The following is a 21,718-nucleotide window of genomic DNA, read 5'->3' on the forward strand; positions in this document are numbered from 1 at the left end:
AATGGATAACATTAATCCACTGATGGAACAATCCTATGGAAATCGATCCTGGCGACCTGCTGTTGTTTGCCCGTATTGTGGAATGCGGCAGCTTCAGCCTGGCGGCGGAACGCGTGCAGCTGCCCAAATCGACGGTGTCGCGCCGCATCTCGCTGCTGGAAGGGCAGTTGGGCGAGCGCCTGCTTCAGCGCACCACGCGCAAGCTGGTGTTGACGGAATTCGGCGCCAGCCTGCTGGAGCACGCGCGCAAGGTGGCGGACGAGACCGAAGCGGCCGGCGCGCTGGTGCAGCACCGGCAGGTGGCGCCGAGCGGTTTGCTGCGGGTGTCGATGCCGGCCGACTTCGCCAATGTGGCGGTCAGCGCGGTGCTGGCCAAATTCATGGACCGTTATCCGGCCATTTCGCTGGAGCTGGATCTGTCGCCGCGCCGCGTGGATCTGGTGGCGGAAGGCTTCGACGTCGCCATCCGCATGGGCAACCTGCCGGACGACGCCACGCTGGCGGCGCGGCGCATCACCTTCAGTTCGCTGGCGCTGTACGCCTCGCCGCTGTACACCAATCTGCGCGGCCTGCCCGAACACCCGGATGACTTGTTCAAGCACGATCTACTGAGCCTGCCGCCGCGCCTGAATGGGCTGATACGCTGGAATCTGCTGCGCGGCAAAACCTCGTGGGAGCGCGAGCTGCCGGTGCGGCTGCTGGCCAATTCGCCGGAACTGCTGGTGCGCATGGCCAGCACCGGCATTGGCATCGGCGCGTCGACCGAGGCGATTGCGCGGCCGTATTTGCAGCGTGGGGAGTTGGTGCGGGTGCTGCCCGAGTGGGCGTTCCCGCAGGTGACGGGCTGGGCGGTGTTCCCCGGGCGGCGGCTGATGCCGGCCAAGACCCGGGTCTTCATCGATATGCTGCAGGAAGCGTTCGATACCGGCGCGCCGGGCGGCATGTAGTTACTTCGTCTGCGCCATTTCCTCGCCCAGGCGGACGGGACCGGCTGGCTGCCAGGCGGGATTGAACTTCAGCACATCCTTCTGGAACAGCATGACCACGGTGGAGCCGAGCAGGAAGCGGCCCAGTTCATCGCCTTTTTTCAGCACGATATTCTGGTCGTCGTATTTCCACTCGGTGACCTGCGGCAGGCGCGGTGGATTGACCACGCCGTGCCACACGGTCGCCATGCTGCCGACGATGGTGGCGCCGACCAGGGTCATCACGAACGGTCCGTGGGCGGTGTCGAACACGCACACCACGCGCTCGTTGCGGGCGAACAGGCCGGGGATGCCGCGCGCGGTGGTCGGATTGACCGAGAACAGCTCGCCCGGCACATAGATCATGCGGGTCAGCTTGCCGTCGATCGGCATGTGGATGCGGTGGTAGTCGCGCGGACTCAGGTACAGATTGGCGAAGCTGCCGTGCTGGAACTGCGCGGCCAGTTGCGCGTCGCCGCCGACCAGGGCGGTGGTGCTGAACTTGTGGCCCTTGGCCTGGAAAATCTGGTCGTCTTCGATATCGCCGAACTGGCTGATGCGGCCGTCGACCGGGCAGATATAGGCGGCGTCGGCCAGCGGACGGGCGTCCGGGCGCAGGGCGCGGGTGAAGAATTCGTTGAAGGTCTTGTAGTGGGCGATATTCGGATCGAGCGCCTCGTCCATGTTGACGTTATAGCGGCCGACAAACCAGCGGATCAAGCGGGTGGTATAAGCGCCGCCCTTGGCGCCAGCGACGCGGCCGGCGAAATTGGTCAGCGCTCCCTTGGGGAGCAGGTATTGCGGCAAAACGGCTAAGCGGTCGGACACGGTAGCAATCCATACAAATTGACGATCGCGCATTATAGCGCCCACTCCGGGGTCAGGTCCCCCATTTCAGCATGAGCTCGTGTAGAAATGGGGGACCTGACCCCGGAGTTATCGTTTTCGCGATGAGCGTTTATGAAATTTAGCTAAACACGCGATGTTATTGCTAAATACTGAACATTTTTGTTGGATCAAGGCATAATTTAAGCATCCCAAAACTCGCTCGATCCGTATCATGCCTACTCGTTTGACGCAGATAGCCGCCGCCGTCTTCGCCCTTTGTTCCGCCGCCGTTGCCCATGCCGACATGGAGCAGCCCAAACAGGACGAGATGCAGAAGGTGGAAATCAAAGGTTCCGCCGCCAAATACGACGCGCGCCGCGATGACACCGCCAGCAAGACCGTGGTCAGCAGCGAGGAAATCCAGAAATACGGCGACACTTCGGTCAACGATGTGCTCAAGCGCCTGCCCGGCATCACGATTGGCGGCGCGGCCGGCCGCAGCGGCGGCGAGATCCGCATGCGCGGTCTCGGCGCCGGCTACACGCAGATCCTGATCAACGGCGAACGCGCACCAGCCGGCTTCTCGATCGACAGCCTGGCGCCCGACGTGATCGAACGCATCGAGGTGCTGCGCGCCGCCAGCGCGGAGTTCAGCACCCAGTCCATCGCCGGCACCATCAACATCGTGCTGAAGAAGGCGCTCAAGCCGGCCCAGCACGAACTCAAGCTCACGCAGTCCAGGAGCAGCACCGGCAGCTCACCGGCCGTCAGCCTGCAAATGTCGGACAAGAATGGCGCGACGTCTTATTCGTTTGGCGGCAACGCCTGGCGTTTCAACTATGACCGCACGACGCCGAGCTGGGAAACCGGCAACGGCGCCGATGGCTTGCCGAACGTCGCGCGCGCCATCACCTGGCAGGACATCGGCCATGGCGACGGCTTCAACCTGTCGCCGCGCATCAACTGGAACCTGGACGGCGGCGATACGCTGACCTCGCAATCCTTCCTCAACTACAACCGCTTCGCCAGCACCACCCACAGCCGCACCGAGACCACCCTCGGCGCCGGCCCCGACTACGACCGCATCGACGGCACCTACAGCAACCACAACGGTTTTGGCCGCACCGACCTGAACTGGGTGCACAAGCTGGAGGAGGGCGCCAAGCTGGACGTGAAAGCGGCCGTCAGCGACGCCCGCAACAGCTCGGACTCGCTGCAGGTCGGCGGTAACAATGGCGCGCCGGCGACGCTGGTGCGCACCGTGCATGCGGACAGTTCGGAGCAGGGCTTCAGCACGCAGGGTAAGTATTCGACGCCGCTCACCTTCGGCACGCCGCCCGCCGGCACGGAAGCCACCGAGCACGCGCTGTCGCTGGGCTGGGACGCCGGCGTCACGCAGCGCGACGACAGCCGCGTCCAGCGCGATGCCGATCTGCCGGGCAGCTCGCCGATCAACAGCGACGAAGGTTTCAACGCCAAGGTCACGCGGCTGGCGCTGTACGGCCAGGATGAGTGGAATATCACGCCGCTGTGGTCGGTCTACACCGGCGTGCGCTGGGAAGGCCTGGACACCCGCGCCGACGGCGGCAGCATCGACCCGGTACAAAACCGTTCCAGCGTGCTGAGTCCGCTGATGCAGACGCTGATCAAGCTACCCAACAAGAAAGACCAGGTGCGCGTGGCGCTGACCCGCACCTACAAACCGCCCACCACCGCCGCGCTGATTCCGCGCAAATTCACCTCGACCAACAACAGCCCGACCGAGCCTGACCGTCGCGGCAATCCCAACCTGAAGCCGGAACTGGCGCTGGGCCTGGATGCGTCGTTTGAGCATTACTGGGGCGAGGGCGGCCTGCTGAGCGCTAGCGCCTCGGTGCGCCGCATCGAAAACTATACCCACCAGGGCCTGTTCTTCCAGGACCAGCGCTGGGTCTCGACCGCCATCAACGATGGCCGCGCCGAAACGCGTGGCATTGAGCTGGAAGCCAAGTTTCCGGCCAGCGTGCTGATGGATCACGCGCCCAAGCTGGATCTGCGCGCCAGCGTCAGCCGCAACTGGTCGCGCGTGGAAAGCGTGCCGGGGCCGGACAACCGCCTGGACCAGCAGGTGCCGCTCAGCGCCACGGTCGGCATCGACTACAAGACGCCGGATGGCCAGTTGAGCACCGGCAGCAATTTCAGCTTCCGCAACGGCGGCCTGGCCCGTCTGAGCGGCACGCAGGGCGGCTACACCTCGGTGCGGCGCGATCTGGACGTCTACGCGCTGTGGAAGCTGGACCAGCAGAACAATCTGCGCGTCGCCGTCTCGAATCTGCTGGCGCAGGACTACACCACTGAAAGCCTGTACAGCGACAGCAACGGCACGCTGAACCGCACCACCGTGGCCAACGGCGAAACGCAGTTCCGCGTGACCGTGGAGACCCGCTTCTGACGGTGGTATGATTTCCCGGTGAATTCTTTCGCCGTGGAATGCCCTTGAAGATACCTAAGAGTACGCTGGAGCAATGGCAAGTCCTGCAGGCCATCGTCGAGTGCGGTGGTTATGCGCAGGCGGCGGAAGCCTTGCACCGCAGCCAATCCTCGGTCAGCTATATGGTGGCCAAGTTGCAGGAGCAACTTGGCGTCGAACTGCTGGAAATCGATGGCCGCCGCGCGCGCCTGACCCGCAACGGCGAAGCGCTGCTCAACAAAGCCCGCGAACTGCTGGGCGACGCCTTCCAACTGGAACAACTGGCCGGCAGCCTGGCTGAAGGCTGGGAACCGCAAGTCAGCATCGCGGTCGACAGCCTGTTCCCGGTCGAACTGCTGGTGCAGGTGCTGCGCGATTTCGAACCGTGGGCCAGCCACACCCGCGTCAATCTGGAAGAAACCGTCCTCTCCGGCTCGGAGGACGCGCTGATCGAAAAGCGCGTCGACATCGCCATCGTCAGCCGCATTCCGTCCGGCTTTCTCGGTGATGCGCTGATGGATATCGAATTTGTCGCGGTCGCCCATCCCTGCCATCCCCTGCATACCCTCGGGCGCGAACTGGAACTCGACGACCTTGGCCGCAACCTGCAAATCGTGGTGCGCGATTCCGGCACCTTGAATCCGCGCGACCACGGCTGGTTAAACAGCAATCAGCGCTGGAGCGTCACCAGTCCGCACACCCGGCTGGAAATGATTTGTAATGGAATCGGTTTTGGCTGGCTGGCCGAACACAAGATTAAAAACCAGCTGGAACAAGGCTTGCTCAAGCCTTTACCCTTGCGCGTTGGTCAACGGCGTAAATTGTCTTTATCGCTGGTGGTGGCGAATCCTGAATTAGCCGGACCGGGCACGTGCCGGCTGGCTAATTTAATTCGCAAAGTGGTGGTGGATGGGATACAGTTGCGCCCGTTGTGCGAATGAACCGGCATTTATATTCCCTAAACAGTTGTGGAAAATATCCGTTTTTATAGCTATATTGGTATTTGTTAGGATATATGTGGAATATCTCTGCAAACTTATGGTAAATTGCGCCTATCAAATCTCACACATTGTCACTTGTGGTTTTTTTAAATCCAACCCACCGATAAGAAGGAAATAAGATGACGACTTACCAGGAATACAAAGCGAAGATCGCTGAACTGGAAAATCTGGCTGAAACCGCCCGCAAGGACGAAATTGCGCAGGCAAAAGAGAAAATTGCCACGATCATGCGTGATTATGGCCTGACCATTGCCGATCTGGGCGCTGTAGCCAAAGTCAAGACGTCGAAACCACGCGCTCCGGTGCCAACCAAGTACCGTGACGACGCGACCGGCCAGACCTGGACCGGCCGTGGCCGCGCGCCAAAATGGTTGGAAGGCAAGAACAAAGATGATTATCTGATTAAGTAATTCTTCAGCAAAAGCTGGTAGCCGGGGTTTATATCGATAAACCCGGTACCAGCTTTTTTCTTTTTGGGGCGCACTCCATGCAGCGTAGCCGCTTTGCAGTCTTATTCTCCATCTTAATCGGCGTATTCTCGCCGCCGGCGCAGGCGGCCGATACCCTGTTAAGCCCGGCGCGGGTGTGGACCGGAGAAGGTGCGGCGCACGCGAATTGGTCGGTGCTTATCAGCGGCGGCAAGATCGCCGCAGTCGGCCCCAGCGATAAAATGAATATCCCGGCCGGCGCCGAGCGTATCAGCCTGCCGGACGCGACGCTGATCCCCGGGTTAATGGATTTGCACTCGCACGTGCTGCTGCATCCATATAACGAAACCGCGTGGGATGACCAGGTGTTAAAGGAATCGGTGGAATACCGGACCTTGCTGGCCAGCCGCCACGCGGCCGCGACTTTACAAGCCGGCTTTACCACCTTGCGCGACCTGGGCACGGAAGGCGCGCTGTATGCGGATGTGGCGATTAAAAAAGCGATTAACGACGGCGTGATTCCCGGCCCGCGTTTGTTTATCGCCACCCGCGCGATTGTCGCCAGCGGCAGCTATGGACCGTCGCCGCGCAGCTACCGCGACGACGTCGACCTGCCCCAGGGCGCACAGGAAGCCAGCGGTGTTGACGAAGTCGTCAAGGCGGTGCGCGAGCAGGGCGCGCGCGGGGCGGACTGGATCAAGGTCTACGCCGACTACCGTACCGGCGTCGATGGCAGCTCGCGCGCCACCTTCACCCAGGCCGAACTGAACGCGCTGGTGCAGACCGCGCACGAATCGGGCCGCAAGGTGGCGGCCCACGCCAGCACCGACGAGGGCATGCGCCGCGCCACGCTGGCCGGCGTCGATACCATCGAGCACGGCTACGGCGGCAGCGAAGCCACGTTCAAATTGATGGCCGAGCGCCACGTGACCTATTTCCCGACGCTGACGGCGCCGGAAGCCACCAGCGAATACTTCCAGAAATACCAGCGCAGCAACTGGCAAACCGCGCCAACGCCGGCCATGCAGGCCGCCGCGCGCGCCTTCCAGCTGGCGCGCAAGCTGGGCGTCACGATCGGCAACGGCAGCGATGTCGGCGTGTTTGCCCACGGCGACAACGCGCGCGAGCTGGAGTGGCTGGTGCGCCTCGGCATGACGCCGGTGGAAGCCTTGCGCGCCGCCACCATGGTCAACGCGGCGGTGCTGGACCAGTCCGCCACGCTGGGACAGATCCGCGAGGGCTATCTGGCCGACGTGGTGGCGGTGCAGGGCGATCCGACGCAAGATATCGCCGCACTGCGCAAAGTGCAATTTGTGATGAAAAGCGGAACGATTTTCCGCCGCCCGTGAACCGGGGCCAGCCATTTCGTGCGATGATAGCGAAATGCCATCCATCCCCCTTTTTCCGCTGAAAACGATCCTGTTCCCTGACGGGCATCTGCCGTTGCAGGTGTTTGAAGTGCGTTATCTGGACCTGGTGAAGCGCTGCATCGCCAAGGGGGAAGAGTTCGGCGTGGTCTCGCTGCTGGACGGCAGCGAAGTGCGCGTGCCGGACCAGCACGAAACGCTGTCCGCCGCCGGCACCATGGCGCGCATCATCGACTGGACCGCGCCGCTGCCGGGCCTGCTGCAAATTTCCTGCATCGGCACCACGCGCTTCCAGGTCAAGTCCGCCGAACAGCTCAAGCATGGCTTGTGGATGGCCGACGTGGACGAGGTGGCCGAAGACATGGTCGTGCCGATTCCGAGCGAACAACAGGACGTGGCCAACGCGCTGGGCGCGCTGATCCGATCACTACAGAAAAAACAGATTTCCACCGCCAATATGTCGCTGGCGCCGCCGTACCGGCTGGACGAAGCCGGCTGGGTCGCCAACCGCTGGTGCGAATTGTTGCGGCTGGATCTGGAGGAAAAGCAGCGCCTGCTGCTGCAGGAAAATCCCGTGCTGCGCCTGGAACTGGTGCAGGACGTGCTCAGCGAAAACGGCCTGCTGGATTAACCGGCATGCGCCTCGCTGGCGTCTTCCAGCGCATGGATACGCACCGACCACATCACGCCCGCCGCCAGCAGCACCATGGCGGCGATCTCCAGCCCGCGCGGCAGCTGCTGCTTGTAGATGAAGCCGTACAGCAGCGCGAACAACGTCTCGAATAAAATCAACTGACCGGACAAGGTCAGCGGGACCTTGCGGCTGGCCACATTCCACAGATGGTTGCCGATGGCCGACGCGCCCAGTGCGATCACGCCGTTGACGATCCAGAACAGCCCCCAGTCGCGTCCGCTGGCGGCGCCGGCCGCGCCGGTCACTTCGCCATGGAACAGCGCGAAGGCCACCAGCGTGATCACCAGCGCAATGAGGCCGCTGGAAACGCCGTACAGGGCCGACCACTCGCCGCTGCTGAAATGCGGATTGCGCTTCAGGTAGCGCGCATTATCCACCGAGTACCAGGTCCAGCAGGCCAGCGCGCCGGCCGCGCACGCCACGCCCAGCAGCTTGCTGGCCAGCGGCAGGCCATTGCCGGCGTCATGGGTGAAGACATCGACATTGATGCAGGCGATGCCGGCCGCGACCAGCAGCAAGGGCAGCAGCAACTGCCGCAGCGGCACCGAGCCGTGGTCCTTGTGGCCGATCAGCGTGACCGAAATCGGCAGCACGCCGATGATCAGCGAGGTGGCCGCCACGCCGGCGAATTTCACGCCCAGCGCCAGCAGCATGTAGTAGACGATGTTGCCGGCCAGCGCATGCTTGACCATGGCGACGAGGTCGGCGCGATCCAGCCGCCGCAGCAGCGCCGGCAGCCGCGAGGACATCATGACGGCGGCGATCAGGCCATAGCAGAGATAGCGGCCGCATGCCATTTCCAGCGGCGTGAAGGCGTTCAGGAACACCGGCGCCACGAACACCATGCCCCACAGGGCTCCGGCCAATAAACCGCACAACACGCCACGCCACATCGCACACTCTTTCCAAAGCACAAGTTTCAAAATAACCATAGAGTGTCGCATATCTGCGTACATTTTGGAGGATTTATCATGTCCGACCAAACGACTCTGGAGGTGCTGCGCACGCATGCGCTGCCGCTTCGCACTGACGACGACCTCGACGCGGTGGTCGATCATATCGGTGATGCGCCGCTGGTGCTGATGGGCGAAGCCAGCCACGGCACCAGCGAGTTCTACCAGTTGCGCGCGGCCCTCAGCAAACGCCTGATCGTCGAGCGCGGCTTCGACGCCATCGTGGCCGAGGCCGACTGGCCCGACGCCTTGCAGGTCAGCCGTTTCGTCCAGCTCAGCGGCGGCGACCAGACCGCCGACCAGGCCATGGCCGGCTTCGAGCGCTTTCCGCAATGGATGTGGCGCAACGTCGACATCGTCCGGCTGCTGTACTGGATGCGTCTGCACAACGAGCATGTGCATGCGCCCAACCGCCGCATCGGTTTCTACGGCATGGACCTGTACAGCCTGCAAAAATCGATGCACGAGGTGGTGCGCTACCTCGACCGCGTCGATCCGGAAGCGGCCAACCGCGCACGCGAGCGCTACAGCTGCATCGACCACATGGCGGCCGATCCGCAGTTCTACGGCCAGGCCGCCGCGCTGGGCCTGCGCACCGATTGCGAGAGGGAAGTGGTGCACCAGCTGGCGGACATGAATTCCCAGGCGGCCAGGCACCTGAGCACCTCAGGCGGCGTGGTGCCGGACGAACTGTTCTACGCCCAGCAGAACGCGCGCGTGGCGCAGAATGCCGAGCGCTACTACCGCACCATGTTCGGCGGCCGCGACGAATCGTGGAATATCCGCGACACGCACATGGCCGACACGCTGGAAGCCTTGCGCATGCACCTGAGCGTGCGCAAGGGCGGTCCGGCGCGGCTGGTGGTGTGGGCGCACAATTCGCACCTGGGCGACGCGCGCGCCACCGAGATGGGCCGGCGCGGCCAGCTCAATCTGGGCCAGCTGATGCGCCAGCGCTGCGGCGCCGACGCCGTCTACCTGCTGGGCTTCAGCACCCACGACGGCACGGTGACGGCGGCCAGCCGCTGGGATGGCGCGGCCGAGCTGAAGCGGGTGCGGCCGTCGTTGCCGGGCAGTGTGGAGGCGCTGCTGCATCAGTTGAGCGCGGTGGAGCCGCAGCGCCTGGCGCGCTTCATGTTGCCGCTGCGCGAGCGGCCGGAGGTGGTGGCGGCGTTGCCGAAGTCCTTGCTGGAACGCGCGATCGGCGTCATCTACCGGCCGGAGACCGAGCGGCTCAGTCATTATTTCGAGGCGGACGTGGCGCGCCAGTTCGACGCCGTCATCCACGTCGACCACAGCAGCGCGGTCAGGCCGCTGGAGTCGTCACCGCACTGGGTGCTGGATGAATTTCCGGAGACATATCCATCTGGATTGTAGCGGCCAGCACCAGCGCCACGTTGAGCAGCACGGTCAGGCCGAACTTGATCTGGAAGCTGGTCTTGCTGGATTTGTGGCGCAGCAGCTGCTGCGCCAGCAGGCCGCCGGGCCAGCCGCAGAACAGTCCGAGCAACAGCAAGGTGCGTTCGGCGATGCGCTGGCGGCGTTCGACGGCGGCCGCCTTGTCGAGCGCGTAGGCGATGAAGCAGGCCACGCTGGCGACGCCGTAGAACGACGCCAGCCACAGCAGGTTGAGCGCGATCAGAAGTAGCGCAGGCCGAGGGCGGCCTTGACTTCGTCGGCGGTCTGCGCCGCCACTTCGCGCGCTTGCATGGTGCCTTCCTTCAGCAGCTGCATGATGTAGCCCTTGTCTTTTTCCAGCTCTTCGCGGCGGGCGCGGATCGGCGCCAGCATTTCCTGCAGCACCAGTTCCAGGCGTTTCTTGACGATGGAATCGCCCAGGCCGCCGCGCACGTAGTGGGCCTTCATTTCTTCCAGCTTGTCCTTTTCAGGATCGAAGGCGTCCAGGTAGATGAAGGCGACGTTGCCTTCCAGGTGGCCGGGATCTTCCACGCGCAGGTGCAGCGGGTCGGTGTAGACCTTCTTGACGGCGGCGGTGATTTCGGCCGCGCTGGCGCCCAGGTTGATGGTGTTGCCCAGCGATTTGCTCATCTTGGCCTTGCCGTCGATGCCCGGCAGGCGGCCCAGGTCCGGCACCAGCGCCTTGCACTCGACCAGGATTTCCTTGTCGGCGATGCGGTTGAAGCGACGCACGATTTCGTTGGTCTGCTCGATCATCGGAATCTGGTCTTCGCCGACCGGCACCAGCGTGGCCTTGAAGGCCGAGATGTCGGCGGCCTGCGAGGCGGGGTAGGTCAGGAAGCCGGCCGGAATGTCGCGCTCGAAGCCGCGCAGGGCGATTTCGGTCTTGACGGTTGGATTGCGCTCCAGGCGGGCCACGGTGACCATGTTCAGGTAGTAGAAAGTCAGCTCGGCCAGTTCCGGGATCTGCGACTGGATCAGGATGGTGGACTTGGCCGGATCGATGCCGACCGCCAGGTAGTCCAGCGCCACTTCGACCACGTTGCGGTGCACCTTGTTGGTGTCGTCCATGTTGTCGGTCAGGGCCTGGGAGTCGGCCAGCATGATGAATTGCTTGAACTGGTGCTGGTATTCGACACGGTTGCGCAGGCTGCCGACGAAGTGGCCGAGGTGCAGCGGACCGGTCGGACGGTCGCCGGTCAGGATGATTTGCGGGCCTTTTGGTGCGGTCGGTACGGCGGCGGTTTGTGGCTGGTCAGGCAGACTCATCAGGGTTCCTTTGCGTTGCCCAGGTCCGGCGCTTGGATGTAAAAACGCCACCAGACGAGGGCGGCGTTGATAAAAATATCACATCACTATGGGTAGACAGTGGCCGCTCGCGCTAGGAGCGGCGCCAATACGTGCGGGTGTGAAGGAGGGCGTAAAAAATCATGGCCGTATGGTTGCAGTTTGGTGGCGGTCTGTCAAGGTCAGGAACCAATTTGTGCGGGAGGCGGTCTAAGCTGAAAAGGAGAATAAGATAGCTAACAATTTCAACATGGTGGCGTTCATGGACTCACTGGTGGAAGGCGGATTTACCGAGCGGCAGGCGAAAGCGCTCGCCACGGCCCTGTACCATTTAATTGATAGCCATCTGGTCACCAAAGATTATCTCGACGCCCGGCTGGCCGAATTCCGTATCGACTTCAAACTGGAAATGGCGACGATGAAATCCGATTTGATTCAATGGATGTGCGGCGTCGTCATCGTCCAGACCGGAATGACAGCAGTGCTGTTCAAGCTGTTGCATTAGCTATTGGCGCGGCCGCACGCTGTCGGTCAGCACTTCCGGGCGGAAGTAGTGCAGGTAGCCTTCCATCACGTGGTTGGACTTGCCGGCTTTCTCCAGCGCGTCGCGCAGGATGGCGAAGTCTTCCGGCTTGAGCGCGTTCGACAGGTAGGCGCCGCTCTGGCGCCATGGCAGCTCCGGTATCGCCTCCGTGCGCAGCTTTTCCTGCAAGCCTTGCACCCGGTGGTCGCGGCGGATCGCGCCGGCCATCAGGCTCGGTCCCATGATGGTGAGGTCGGCCGATCCCATGTTCAGCAGCCGCGCCACGCCGATCACGTCCACCTCGACAAACAGCCGGCCCTGTTTCTGCAGCTCCTCGATCAGCGCCGAATACTGCTCGCCATAGTCGAAGCCGCGCACCACCGCCACGCGCAGCTCGCGCCGCGCCAGCAGCTCCTGCGCGTTGGCGATCGGCGCGCGGCTGGACTTCACCGAGATCAGCATCGCCCGGTGGTTAATCATCGGAATGAAGGTGCCGATCTGGTCGCGGTCCGCCGTGCGCGACGCCGGTGCCAGCAGGTCGGCGGTGCCGCTCTTGAACATCGCCACCTGGCGCGCGCGCGGCACCACCACGAAAGTAAACTGGCAGCCGATCTTCGGCGCCATGCTGCGCAGCAGGTCCGGATAAATACCTTTCACATGCGTGCCATCGATAATCACGCTGGCGCCGTTGGCCGACACCGGCATGGCGATTTCGCGCGAGCAGCCGGTGGCGCCGGCGCTGTGGGCGGCAAGACTGGCGGCACAGGCCGCGATGATGACGCGCAGCTTCATGCCGCTACCTCGTGTTGGTTGAAATAACGCTGCGCCACCAGCACCGCCACCGCCTGCATGGCGGCGCACAGATAAAACGTGCTGCCGACGCGCCAGTCGCTGGACGCCAGATGGCTGACCTCGCCCAAAATCGCCGAGCCGAGCAGCGGCATGAAGATCACGCCGACGCTGCTGATCGATTGCAGCGATCCCATCAGCTCGCCCTGCTGGTCGGCCGCCGTGTCCTTGGAAATAATGCTTTGCAGGGCGGGGCCGATGGCAAACGACAGCACATTGCACAGGATCAGCACATACATCATCCAGCCATGCGTGGCCAGGCCGTACAGCAGATAGGTCACGCAACCGGAGAGCATGCCCAGCTGCGCCAGCCGCACCTCGCCGAAGCGCTTGATCAGCAGCCCCAGCAGCCCGGCCTGCACCACCGCCGCCGTCAGGCCGACGCAGAACAGCGCCGCGCCGTTCTCGCCCGGCGTCCAGTTGAAGCGGAAGGTGGTGTACAGCACCCAGGTGGTTTGCAGCATCATGGCCGCCAGCGTCACCAGCGTGTAGGTGACGATCAGGCCGCGGATATCGGTACGCCGCGCCAGCTTGACCAGCGCCGCCAGCGGATTGATCTTCGACAGCCTGAACGGCGCGCGGCGCCCGGCCGGCAGCGATTCCGGCACCGCGAAATAGCCGTACACGAGGTTGGCGGCCGACAATCCGCCCGCCACATAGAACGGCAGGTGCAGGTCCACCGTGCCCAGCAGCCCGCCCAGCATCGGCCCGCAGATAAAGCCCAGGCCGAAAGCGGCGCCGATCTTGCCGAAGCTCTTGGCGCGGTTTTCCGGCGTCGACACGTCCGACGCGTAGGCCGACGCCACCGACATACTGGCCGACGACATGCCGCCGATCACGCGGCCGATGAACAAACAGGCCAGGTTGGGCGCCCAGGCGGTGGTCAGGAAGTTGACGCTCATGCCGGCCATCGAATACAGCAGCACCGGGCGGCGGCCGACGCGGTCGCTGATGGCGCCCAGCATCGGCATGAAGATGAATTGCATCAGCCCGAAGACGGCGCTCATCATGCCGTACCAGTAGGCCTGGTTTTCGCGCGTGCCGGCGAACTCGCCGACCAGCGCCGGCAGTACCGGCACGATCAGGCCGATCCCCAGCATATCGATGAAGACGCAGATCAGGACAAAATTCAGGTTGCCGGCGGCCGCCGGCGCCGCAGGTGCAGCAGGTGTGTTCATGGGGACTCGATCGACGTGTTACGGCGCGGCCGGGCTGGCGGCCCACTCGGCGATGAAGTTGTCGCGGAAGGCGATCAGTTCGTTGAGCCGGTTCTCGGCCAGGCGGCGGCCGGCGGCGGTCTGCATCTTGCCGGGCAGGGTGGCCAGCTTGGTGTCGATGTGGTCGAGGGCGTAGGCTTTTTCGTCGAGGTCGCGGTGCAGCGCCATCGGATCGTCGGCGTGCGCCAGCGCCGTGCCCATGCGGCCGGCCGTGTAGAACAGCCGCGCCAGGCCGACCGCGCCCAGCGCATCGAGCCGGTCGGCGTCCTGCACGATCCTGGCTTCGATGGTTTCCGGCCGGATGCCGGCGGAAAAACTATGGCTTTCGATGGCGTGGGCGACGGCCGACAGCTTGTTCGGCGGGAAATCCAGCTCGGCCAGCTGGCGGCTGGCCAGCAGCGCCGCCTTGCGCGAGGCCAGATGGCGTTCGGGATCGTTCTTTGGCAGGTTGACCAGGTCGTGCAGATAGCAGCCGGCCAGCACGATCAAGGCGTCGGCCTCGGGATAATCGTCCAGCAGCAGGCTGGCGTTACGCCAGACGCGGTGCAAATGGTTGGTATCGTGGGCGCCATCCATCCCCTGCGCCGCGGTGGCCAGGGCGACCAGGCGCGGATGCCAGCTACTGAGCAAGCTATTCATCTATTTCCCTGAAAATATACGACGATTTAGTGCAAATCATACATGCTTGGCGAAGCTTGTGCAGAGGAAAAACCATGGCAGAACTGGCAATCTAGAAATTGCCATAAGTCTATTTGTTGCTTGACTGCATTTTTTTGGTGCTATTGATCTTGACTTGCGGTAACATTAGGCATAGTCACTACGCATTGAAGGAAAACCCATGTCTAACGTAAGCGAACTGCACGCGACGTCCCCTGCCGGCGAATATCTGGCCTTTACCCTGGGCCAGGAAGAGTACGGCATCGACATTCAAAAAGTCAGCGAAATCCGCAGCTACGAAACCCCAACCCGCATCGCCAACGCCCCGGAATTCGTCAAGGGCGTGGTCAATCTGCGCGGCATCATCGTGCCGATCGTCGATATGCGCATCAAGTTCAACCTCGGCACCCCGACCTACGACCAGTTCACCGTGGTCATCATCCTCAACATCGGCCACCGCGTGGTCGGCATGGTGGTGGACCGCGTGTCGGACGTCACCACGCTGTTGCCTGAACAGATCAAACCGGCACCGGAAATCGGTTCGGCCCTGAATACCGATCACATTGTTGGCCTGGGCACCATCGAAGAGCGTATGCTGATCCTGGTCGATATCGACAAGCTGATGTCCAGCGCCGATATGGGCCTGATCGAAAGCACGGCCCTGGCCGCGTAAGCGCCAGCGTCCATCGCGCCGGGCAGGACCCGATGCTGATCCCGTTGTTTTGTTTTTGATTTACTCCGAGAGGTAGGTGCAAGAATGAATATGTTGGCGAATATCAGTATCGGCAAACGCCTGGCGCTGGGTTTTACCGTCATTTTGGCGTTTGCGGTGCTGATTACCGGCATCAGTGTGTGGCGTCTGCAAGGCGTGGCCTCGGCCACCAGCGAAATGATGCAGAACCCGCTGGCCAAGGAACGCATGATTTCCGACTGGTCCGGCAAGATCGACAGCGGCATCCGCCGCACCACCGCCATCGCCCGCAGCAGCGACCAGTCGCTGGGCACCTATTTCGCCGAAGAGTCGAAGGCCTCGTCCGCCGCTTCCAGCGAACTCCAGAAGAAAATCGAAACCCTGATCACCGATGCCGATGAAAAGGACCTGTTCGTCCGCATCGGCGAACAGCGCAAGGTTTACCTGTCGTCGCGCGACCAGATCAACAAGCTGAAGACCGCCGGCGAACTGGACGAAGCAACCAAGATTTTTGAAAACGTTTTCCGTCCCGGCACCGCCAAGTACCAGGAACTGATTGTCGAACTGCTGAAAATGCAGCGCGCGAAGATCGACGCCGCCGCCCAGCACATCGAAGACATCGCCAACAGCAGCCGCCGCCTGCTGTTCATCCTGGCCGCGCTGGTGCTGGCCTTCGGCGCCACCGCCGCCTGGCTGCTCACCACCGGCATCGTCCGTCCGCTGCAGGAAGCGGTGGAAGCGGCGCGCCGCGTCGCCAGCGGCGACCTGACCGGCCAGATCGACGACAGCGCCAAGGATGAAACCGGCCAGCTGCTGTCGGCCCTGAAGGAAATGAACACCAGCCTGCTGGGCATCGTCACCGAAGTCCGCACCGGCACCGACCACATCACCACCTCCTCGAGCGAAATCGCCCAGGGCAACCAGGATCTGTCGCGCCGCACCGAGCAGCAGGCCGGCGCGCTGGAGGAAACCGCCTCGTCGATGGAGGAACTGACCTCCACCGTCAAGCACAACGCCGACAACGCCCGTCAGGCCAACCAGCTGGCGGCATCGGCCGCGCAGGTGGCCGTGAAAGGCGGCGCCGTGGTGGCGCAGGTGGTGGGCACCATGGATTCGATCAACCAGTCGTCCAGCAAGATCGTCGACATCATCGCCGTGATCGACGGCATCGCCTTCCAGACCAACATCCTGGCGCTGAATGCCGCCGTGGAAGCGGCGCGCGCCGGTGAGCAGGGCCGCGGCTTTGCGGTGGTGGCGTCGGAAGTGCGCAACCTGGCGCAGCGTTCCGCCTCGGCCGCCAAGGAAATCAAGGCGCTGATCGGCGACTCGGTGGAGAAGGTCAACCAGGGCAGCAAGCTGGTGGCCGACGCCGGCGTGACGATGGACGAAATCGTCGCCAGCGTGCACAAGGTCAGCGACATGATCTCGGAAATCACCGCCGCCAGTACGGAACAAAGCGCCGGCATCCACGAAGTCAATCAGGCCATCGGCTCGATGGACGCGGTGACCCAGCAGAACGCCGCGCTGGTCGAGCAGGCCGCTGCGGCGGCGGAGTCCATGCAGCAGCAGGCGGCCGCGCTGGCGCACGCCGTCAGCGTGTTCAAGGTCGACGGCACGCCGCGCCTGTCGCAGGCGCGCAAACCGCTACAAATAGCTCGCAGCGTCTGAGCTTTTCACGTAACATTGCCTTTTTGGCTATGTGCGTGGGAGCGTGATGCGATATTTTCTGTTGGTGTTGCTGGCGGCCCTGGCGCCGCTGGTCCGGGCCGAAACCGGGTTTGCCAATCTTGAACGGGGGCCGCACAGCGTCGGCTTCCGCCTCGTCCAGCAATACGATTATTCGCGCAGCTATCGCGAGAAGAACGATGTCGTCAACGGCCAGCCGTTCGCCGGCGAACGCGCCCGGCCGGTGCAGACGCTGATCTGGTATCCCGCCGCTTCCGGCGCCGGCACGCGCCTTCCTTATTCCGACTATATCCGCACCGAGGCGACCGACATCGACTACGGCCGAGCCAAGTCCGACGTCGACGCCTTCATGGCGGCCCAACTCAAATCGGCCAGTGCGGCCATTGGTGAGGCACAGGCCCGGGCCAAATTCTCCCAGCGCATGTGGGCGGTGCGCGATGCCGCGCCGCTGGCGGGCAAATATCCGGTGGTGGTGTATGCGCCCGGCGGCGGCAGCCCCGCGCACGAAGCGGCCGATGTCGGCGAGTACCTGGCCAGTCATGGCTATGTGGTGATCGTCAGCCGCAACCTGGGCACGCGCAGCTACCTGATGACGGTCGACCGCGAAGGCGCCGAAACGCAGGCGCGCGACATCGGCTTCCTGGTCTCCTACGCGCATACGCTGCCGTTTGCCGATACCGCGCATATCGCGGCGGCCGGCTGGAGCTGGGGCGGCATGACCAATCTGTTTGCGGCGGCCGACGACAACCGCATCGCCGCCGTCATCAGCCTCGATGGCACGCGCGAGCCGGACCTGACCAGGATGCTGCCGGTGTCGCGCCTGACGATTCCGTGGCTGTACATCTCGCGCAAGCTGGCCACCATTTCGGAGCTGAACAAGCGCGGCATCGAGAGCTCATTCAGCCTGCTGAACGCGGCGCGCCACATGCAGCTGTACCAGGTGGTGATGCAGCCGATGGTGCACGTGGATTTTTCGCCGGAAGCGCTGCGCTTCCAGCCGCCGTCGCACTTCGAGGACTACACGCGCGAGGAGGTGGAGCAGGCCTACTACTGGACCGCGCGCTACATGCTGGCGTTTGTCGATGCCTATCTGAAGAACGATGCGGCCGGCCTGGCCTTCGTGCAGCGCTCGCCGACGCAGAACGGCGCCCCGCGCCATATGGCCTTGTACGAACCGCGCGCAGCCGATACTGGTCCGGTGGCCACGCGCGCCGGCTTCGCCGCCGAACTGGCGAAGCGCGGCTTCGATCACGCGGTGGAGATCTACACGACGCTGCATGGCCGTGACGGCACATTCGTGTTGTCCGAGTCCGACATCAACGCCTGGGGCTACGAACTGCTGCGCTCCGACAGGCAGGCCGCCGGCGTGGAGATCTTCAAGCTGGGCGTAACGCTGTACCCGAACGCCAGCAATCTGCACGACAGCCTGGCCGAAGGCTACGAAGCGCTGGATAACAAGCCATTGGCCATCGCCAGTTACCAGCGTTCGTTGGAACTCGATCCCAGCAACGGCCACGCGGTAGCACGGCTGAAAGCGCTGAAATGAAAACGTATCGCGCTGCGTGCGCCGCCATCGGTCTGCTGATCGCCAGCGCCGGCCTGGCCGCGCAGCAGTATCCGAACACGTCCACTTTCGGCGTGCCGTTCTCCAAGGACGAGCCGTGGTATCAGCAATGCATGCGGGTTGCCGACCTGGGCGAAACGCCGCCCAAGACCGCTGGCGGCTGCCACGCCGGCGAGCTGTATTACGCCAGGCGCAGCCAGGCGGTGACCTCGCAGGGCGAGTGGGACCAGGTGCGCGCATGCGCCGTTGCCGGCTCGGACAACGCAGTGCTGATGATGTTGTATGCGAATGGCTTCGGCGTGCAGCGCAATACCGACATCGCGCTGCACTACGCCTGCCAGCTCGACTTCATCGCCAAGGCCGAGATGGAGGCGCGGGTCGAGCATCTCACTTCGGGCAGGACCGGCAAGGCGCCGTTCGACCAGTGCGACGACATCACCAGCGGCTACATGGGCGGCATTTGCGCGTCGATCCGCGAAGACCTGAACAAGCAGGTGCGTGATGCGCGCCTGGAGCGCGTGACGAAAAAGCTGACGCCAGCCGGCCAGGAGGCCTTCACCAAACTGCGCGCTGCGGCGGAGCGCTATCTGGACGCCGCCCATGATGAAGTGGACGGGCGCGGCACCGCCGCCAACGCCATGGCGTCGCAGCATATCGGCAAGCTGCGCGAGCAGTTCATGCAGGCGGTCCTGGACGCCGCCGGCGGCAAGCTGCCCGCCGCGTCGGCCGCCGCCTACGCGGAGCGCGACGCCAGATTGAACGAGGCCTATAAAGCCGTCATGGGGATTTCGTCCACACAGGAGGGATGGCCGGACCGGATCGGCGACTCGACCATCAGCCACGCGGCGGTGCGCGACACGGAACGCCGCTGGCTGGCCTACCGTGACGCCTTTACCGCGTTTGCCGCCAGGCTGCCATCACCGCCCGGCGCCGCCGCCGTCAAACTCCTGCTGACCAACCAGCGCATCGCCCAATTGAACAGTCTCGCACGGAATTAGTGCATCGTCGGCGCGATTGAGGTAGAGTGGCTGCAGGTGGTCGGGGAGACGATAATGTCGATTATCATTCACACAAAACGCAGCGCCGGCATGGTCCTGGGCGATTTTTTCGCCCTGGTCGGCATCATGGCGGCCATGACCGGCAGCCAGACCTTCGGCGGCTTCATGCTCATCAGCGGCATCGGCATCTACGCCACCACGGCAGCGACCCGCTGGGCCATTGCGAAAATAGCCTCGCTCTGGCGCGGCAGCTAATTGTGAGCGTCGATGGCCTGTTGCGACAGGCGGTCCGCATCGCCGTTGCGGTGACGCGGCACCCAGCGTAGCGAAACATCTCCCAGCATTGCCATCAACGCCGTCACCCGCTGACGGTGCTCTTCCAGCCCCTTGGCGCCGCGCGCCGCGCCGAGATTCACATCATTGATGACAACCTGGCTGTCGCCGTGCACCGCCAGCGCCGTCGCGCCGTTGTCGCGGGCCGCTTCCAGCAACGCCGTCAAGGCCAAATACTCCGCCTCGCTGCTGTTGCCGTGTCCCGCGCGGCGGCTGATTTCCACCCGCTGCCCATCCGGCCCGCAGAGCAGGGCGCCGATGCCGATCTGGCCGGGATTCGGATGCGCCGAGCCGTCGAACCACCCGCGCCAGCCCGCCGTGGACGGCTGCATGGCGGCCTTGCGCGCCGCCACCCTGTGCGCGCTGACCGCCAGCCTTGCCTGCCGGCGCTCCTCGTCACGCAGACGCAGCGCCTCGCGCTCGGCCAGCAGATGCGCCAGTCCCAACGCACCGGCGGCCAACGTCAGCACCTGCAACAGCGCCTGCGGCTCGCTCAACTGCATGCGCGCCGCCAGACGACGCGCGGCCACGCGCTCGCCCTTGAAGGCGGCCGTGGCCAGCGTTTCAAACTCCGGATTGCTCATCAATCGCGACGACGGTTGTCGGGATGCTGGTCGTAGCGGTTAGGCACGCCGTCGCCATCGCGGTCGCGGTCATAGCGGTTCGGGATGCCGTCATGGTCCTTGTCGCCGCGGCCGCGATTGTCGCCACGGTTGTCGTGACGGTCGTAGCGGTTGGGGATGCCGTCGTGATCGCGGTCGCCGTTCGGGCCACGGTCCCAGCGCGCTTCTTCGCGATACCAGTGGCCATCGCGTTGCGTCCAGCGCGGCGCGTTGTAGACATAGCCCGGACGCGAGGCGATCCAGCTGCCGCCTATCCATTCGTGGCGGTTGCCGCGCCATGCCCAGTAACCCGGAGCCCAGATATAGCCTGGACGCGGCGAAGGAATGCGCTCATAGCGTGGCGGCGGCGGTGCGACGGTGATGTAGTCCACGCGCGATGGCCCGCCGACGACCACCCAGCCGCCCGGATCGAAACGCCAGCCGCCGCCGTCGCGGATCCACTCGGCCTGGCGCCAGCTGCTGCCGACGCGTTCACGCTCCCAGTGGCCGCCCAGCCATACGTGGCGGTGGCCGTCCCAGTTCCAGTATCCCGGCGCCCAGACGTAGCCGCGGCGCGGCGCAGGCAGGCTTTCAAAACGCGGTGGCGGTGGGGCGTTGCCGATGACGACGCTGACGCCGACTTGTGCGGAGGCGATGGTTGGCACGAACGCTGCGGCGCTCAGCGCAAGCAGGGCAGTGGCGAAAATTGGCTTGATCATGATGAAGTCCTCCGTTTTTGTAATCGCGCTGCTTACTGCGCATGGGATGAACTATATCAAGCGGAAAAACGCGTGGTGCTGAATGATGCAACTTTTTACATATGACACAAAGCTGTGTACAGTCATTGTGCGATGGCGAACAGAGAGCCGCCGGAGAGTGCTTCGCCTGTTACGCGGCCGGCGTACAGGCGAAGGGGAGGCGGGCGTTCAAATTTTGCTCTCTTTGGCGCTGGTGTCGGCGGCCATGGTGGTGGCGCGTTCTTCCAGGACCGATTGCAGTTTCTGCTCAGGCGTGAGGCGCTTGGCGCTGACCACGACCACTTGCATGTTGGCGTCGGCGGCGTTGACCGGCGTGGTTTCCAGTGCGTAGGTGGCGGCGCATGCCAGGGCGGCGGTCACGACGAACACGGCTTCAAAGTTTTTCAGGACGTTCATTTTAATCTCCTTGCGGTGGGTGAATTGGGCTTCGATGTAGTCACTGTATGCCA

The 21,718-nt window shown here is 63.7% G+C and carries 23 protein-coding genes; 13 read left to right on the plus strand and 10 right to left on the minus strand.

Annotated elements, in window-relative coordinates:
* Positions 1-35: 35 nt before the first annotated feature.
* The gene (locus tag GJ695_RS19985; protein ID WP_154367805.1) at positions 36-947 is read left to right on the plus strand and encodes a LysR family transcriptional regulator; all 912 of its coding nucleotides are present in this window, start codon (positions 36-38) and stop codon (positions 945-947) included.
* Here GJ695_RS19985 and asd read toward each other — a convergent pair whose 3' ends face one another.
* The gene (asd, locus tag GJ695_RS19990; protein ID WP_371866582.1) at positions 948-1,793 is read right to left on the minus strand and encodes an archaetidylserine decarboxylase; all 846 of its coding nucleotides are present in this window, start codon (positions 1,791-1,793) and stop codon (positions 948-950) included.
* 232 nt (positions 1,794-2,025) lie between these two features.
* On the opposite strand from asd, the gene GJ695_RS19995 reads away from it, so the two are divergent.
* The 5 genes from GJ695_RS19995 (at position 2,026) to GJ695_RS20015 (ending at position 7,669) form a co-directional block, all read left to right on the plus strand.
* Positions 2,026-4,224: a TonB-dependent receptor plug domain-containing protein gene (locus GJ695_RS19995; RefSeq protein ID WP_154367809.1), complete on the plus strand. Its 2,199-nt coding sequence runs from the start codon at positions 2,026-2,028 to the stop codon at positions 4,222-4,224.
* 38 nt (positions 4,225-4,262) lie between these two features.
* Positions 4,263-5,183, plus strand: coding sequence for a LysR family transcriptional regulator (locus tag GJ695_RS20000; RefSeq protein ID WP_229260563.1), 921 nt, complete (start codon positions 4,263-4,265; stop codon positions 5,181-5,183).
* Positions 5,184-5,362: 179 nt separating this feature from the next.
* A complete protein-coding gene (locus tag GJ695_RS20005; protein WP_154357011.1) occupies positions 5,363-5,653 on the plus strand; it encodes an H-NS histone family protein in 291 nt (96 codons plus the stop codon).
* Between the two features lie 77 nt (positions 5,654-5,730).
* Positions 5,731-7,020 (plus strand): metal-dependent hydrolase family protein, encoded by a 1,290-nt coding sequence (locus tag GJ695_RS20010; RefSeq protein WP_154367813.1) that lies wholly within the window; start codon positions 5,731-5,733, stop codon positions 7,018-7,020.
* Positions 7,021-7,054: 34 nt separating this feature from the next.
* On the plus strand, positions 7,055-7,669 hold the full coding sequence (locus GJ695_RS20015; protein WP_154367814.1) for an LON peptidase substrate-binding domain-containing protein: 615 nt from the start codon (positions 7,055-7,057) through the stop codon (positions 7,667-7,669).
* Here GJ695_RS20015 and GJ695_RS20020 read toward each other — a convergent pair.
* A complete protein-coding gene (locus GJ695_RS20020) occupies positions 7,666-8,625 on the minus strand; it encodes a DMT family transporter (protein WP_154367816.1) in 960 nt (319 codons plus the stop codon). The genes GJ695_RS20015 and GJ695_RS20020 overlap by 4 nt on opposite strands.
* Before the next feature lie 78 nt (positions 8,626-8,703).
* Here GJ695_RS20020 and GJ695_RS20025 point away from each other — a divergent pair, with 78 nt between their 5' ends.
* Entirely contained in the window at positions 8,704-10,062 is a 1,359-nt protein-coding gene (locus tag GJ695_RS20025) for an erythromycin esterase family protein (protein ID WP_154367818.1), read from the plus strand.
* Here GJ695_RS20025 and GJ695_RS20030 read toward each other — a convergent pair.
* A complete protein-coding gene (locus GJ695_RS20030; protein WP_371866583.1) occupies positions 9,992-10,276 on the minus strand; it encodes a DUF1294 domain-containing protein in 285 nt (94 codons plus the stop codon). The two genes, GJ695_RS20025 and GJ695_RS20030, sit on opposite strands and share 71 nt — an antisense overlap.
* Positions 10,277-10,323: 47 nt before the next feature.
* The gene (trpS, locus tag GJ695_RS20035) at positions 10,324-11,373 is read right to left on the minus strand and encodes a tryptophan--tRNA ligase (protein ID WP_154367820.1); all 1,050 of its coding nucleotides are present in this window, start codon (positions 11,371-11,373) and stop codon (positions 10,324-10,326) included.
* 280 nt (positions 11,374-11,653) lie between these two features.
* Between trpS and GJ695_RS20040 the strand changes: the two genes are divergently transcribed.
* A complete protein-coding gene (locus GJ695_RS20040) occupies positions 11,654-11,896 on the plus strand; it encodes a hypothetical protein (RefSeq protein ID WP_154367821.1) in 243 nt (80 codons plus the stop codon).
* On the opposite strand, the gene GJ695_RS20045 is transcribed toward GJ695_RS20040, so the two are convergent.
* The 3 genes from GJ695_RS20045 to GJ695_RS20055 are packed head-to-tail and all read right to left on the minus strand — an operon-like array spanning position 11,897 to position 14,619.
* Positions 11,897-12,706 carry a substrate-binding periplasmic protein gene (locus tag GJ695_RS20045; RefSeq protein ID WP_154367822.1) on the minus strand — a complete coding sequence of 270 codons (810 nt, stop codon included), beginning with the start codon at positions 12,704-12,706 and terminating at the stop codon, positions 11,897-11,899.
* Entirely contained in the window at positions 12,703-13,941 is a 1,239-nt protein-coding gene (locus tag GJ695_RS20050) for a TCR/Tet family MFS transporter (RefSeq protein ID WP_154367823.1), read from the minus strand. Before GJ695_RS20050 ends, GJ695_RS20045 begins: the two co-directional genes overlap by 4 nt.
* An 18-nt stretch (positions 13,942-13,959) precedes the next feature.
* Positions 13,960-14,619 (minus strand): HD domain-containing protein, encoded by a 660-nt coding sequence (locus tag GJ695_RS20055; RefSeq protein WP_154367825.1) that lies wholly within the window; start codon positions 14,617-14,619, stop codon positions 13,960-13,962.
* 199 nt (positions 14,620-14,818) lie between these two features.
* Between GJ695_RS20055 and GJ695_RS20060 the strand changes: the two genes are divergently transcribed.
* The 5 genes from GJ695_RS20060 to GJ695_RS20080 all read left to right on the plus strand — a co-directional run bounded on the left by GJ695_RS20060 (position 14,819) and on the right by GJ695_RS20080 (position 19,831).
* Positions 14,819-15,310, plus strand: a complete 492-nt coding sequence (locus GJ695_RS20060; RefSeq protein WP_154357000.1) for a chemotaxis protein CheW — start codon at positions 14,819-14,821, stop codon at positions 15,308-15,310.
* An 84-nt stretch (positions 15,311-15,394) separates the two neighbouring features.
* Positions 15,395-16,996, plus strand: a complete 1,602-nt coding sequence (locus tag GJ695_RS20065) for a methyl-accepting chemotaxis protein (protein ID WP_154367827.1) — start codon at positions 15,395-15,397, stop codon at positions 16,994-16,996.
* A gap of 46 nt (positions 16,997-17,042) precedes the next feature.
* On the plus strand, positions 17,043-18,560 hold the full coding sequence (locus GJ695_RS20070; protein WP_154367829.1) for a prolyl oligopeptidase family serine peptidase: 1,518 nt from the start codon (positions 17,043-17,045) through the stop codon (positions 18,558-18,560).
* Positions 18,557-19,576 carry a lysozyme inhibitor LprI family protein gene (locus tag GJ695_RS20075; protein ID WP_154367831.1) on the plus strand — a complete coding sequence of 340 codons (1,020 nt, stop codon included), beginning with the start codon at positions 18,557-18,559 and terminating at the stop codon, positions 19,574-19,576. Before GJ695_RS20070 ends, GJ695_RS20075 begins: the two co-directional genes overlap by 4 nt.
* A gap of 54 nt (positions 19,577-19,630) precedes the next feature.
* Positions 19,631-19,831 (plus strand): hypothetical protein, encoded by a 201-nt coding sequence (locus tag GJ695_RS20080; protein ID WP_154367833.1) that lies wholly within the window; start codon positions 19,631-19,633, stop codon positions 19,829-19,831.
* Here GJ695_RS20080 and GJ695_RS20085 read toward each other — a convergent pair.
* The 3 genes from GJ695_RS20085 to GJ695_RS20095 form a co-directional block, all read right to left on the minus strand.
* Entirely contained in the window at positions 19,828-20,493 is a 666-nt protein-coding gene (locus GJ695_RS20085) for a ribonuclease HI family protein (protein WP_154367835.1), read from the minus strand. The two genes, GJ695_RS20080 and GJ695_RS20085, sit on opposite strands and share 4 nt — an antisense overlap.
* Positions 20,493-21,230: a YXWGXW repeat-containing protein gene (locus GJ695_RS20090; protein ID WP_154367837.1), complete on the minus strand. Its 738-nt coding sequence runs from the start codon at positions 21,228-21,230 to the stop codon at positions 20,493-20,495. Before GJ695_RS20090 ends, GJ695_RS20085 begins: the two co-directional genes overlap by 1 nt.
* A 207-nt stretch (positions 21,231-21,437) precedes the next feature.
* Positions 21,438-21,665, minus strand: a complete 228-nt coding sequence (locus GJ695_RS20095) for a hypothetical protein (RefSeq protein WP_154367839.1) — start codon at positions 21,663-21,665, stop codon at positions 21,438-21,440.
* Positions 21,666-21,718: the final 53 nt, after the last annotated feature.

Source organism: Duganella alba, assembly GCF_009674495.1.
Classification (GTDB): domain Bacteria; phylum Pseudomonadota; class Gammaproteobacteria; order Burkholderiales; family Burkholderiaceae_D; genus Rugamonas; species Rugamonas alba.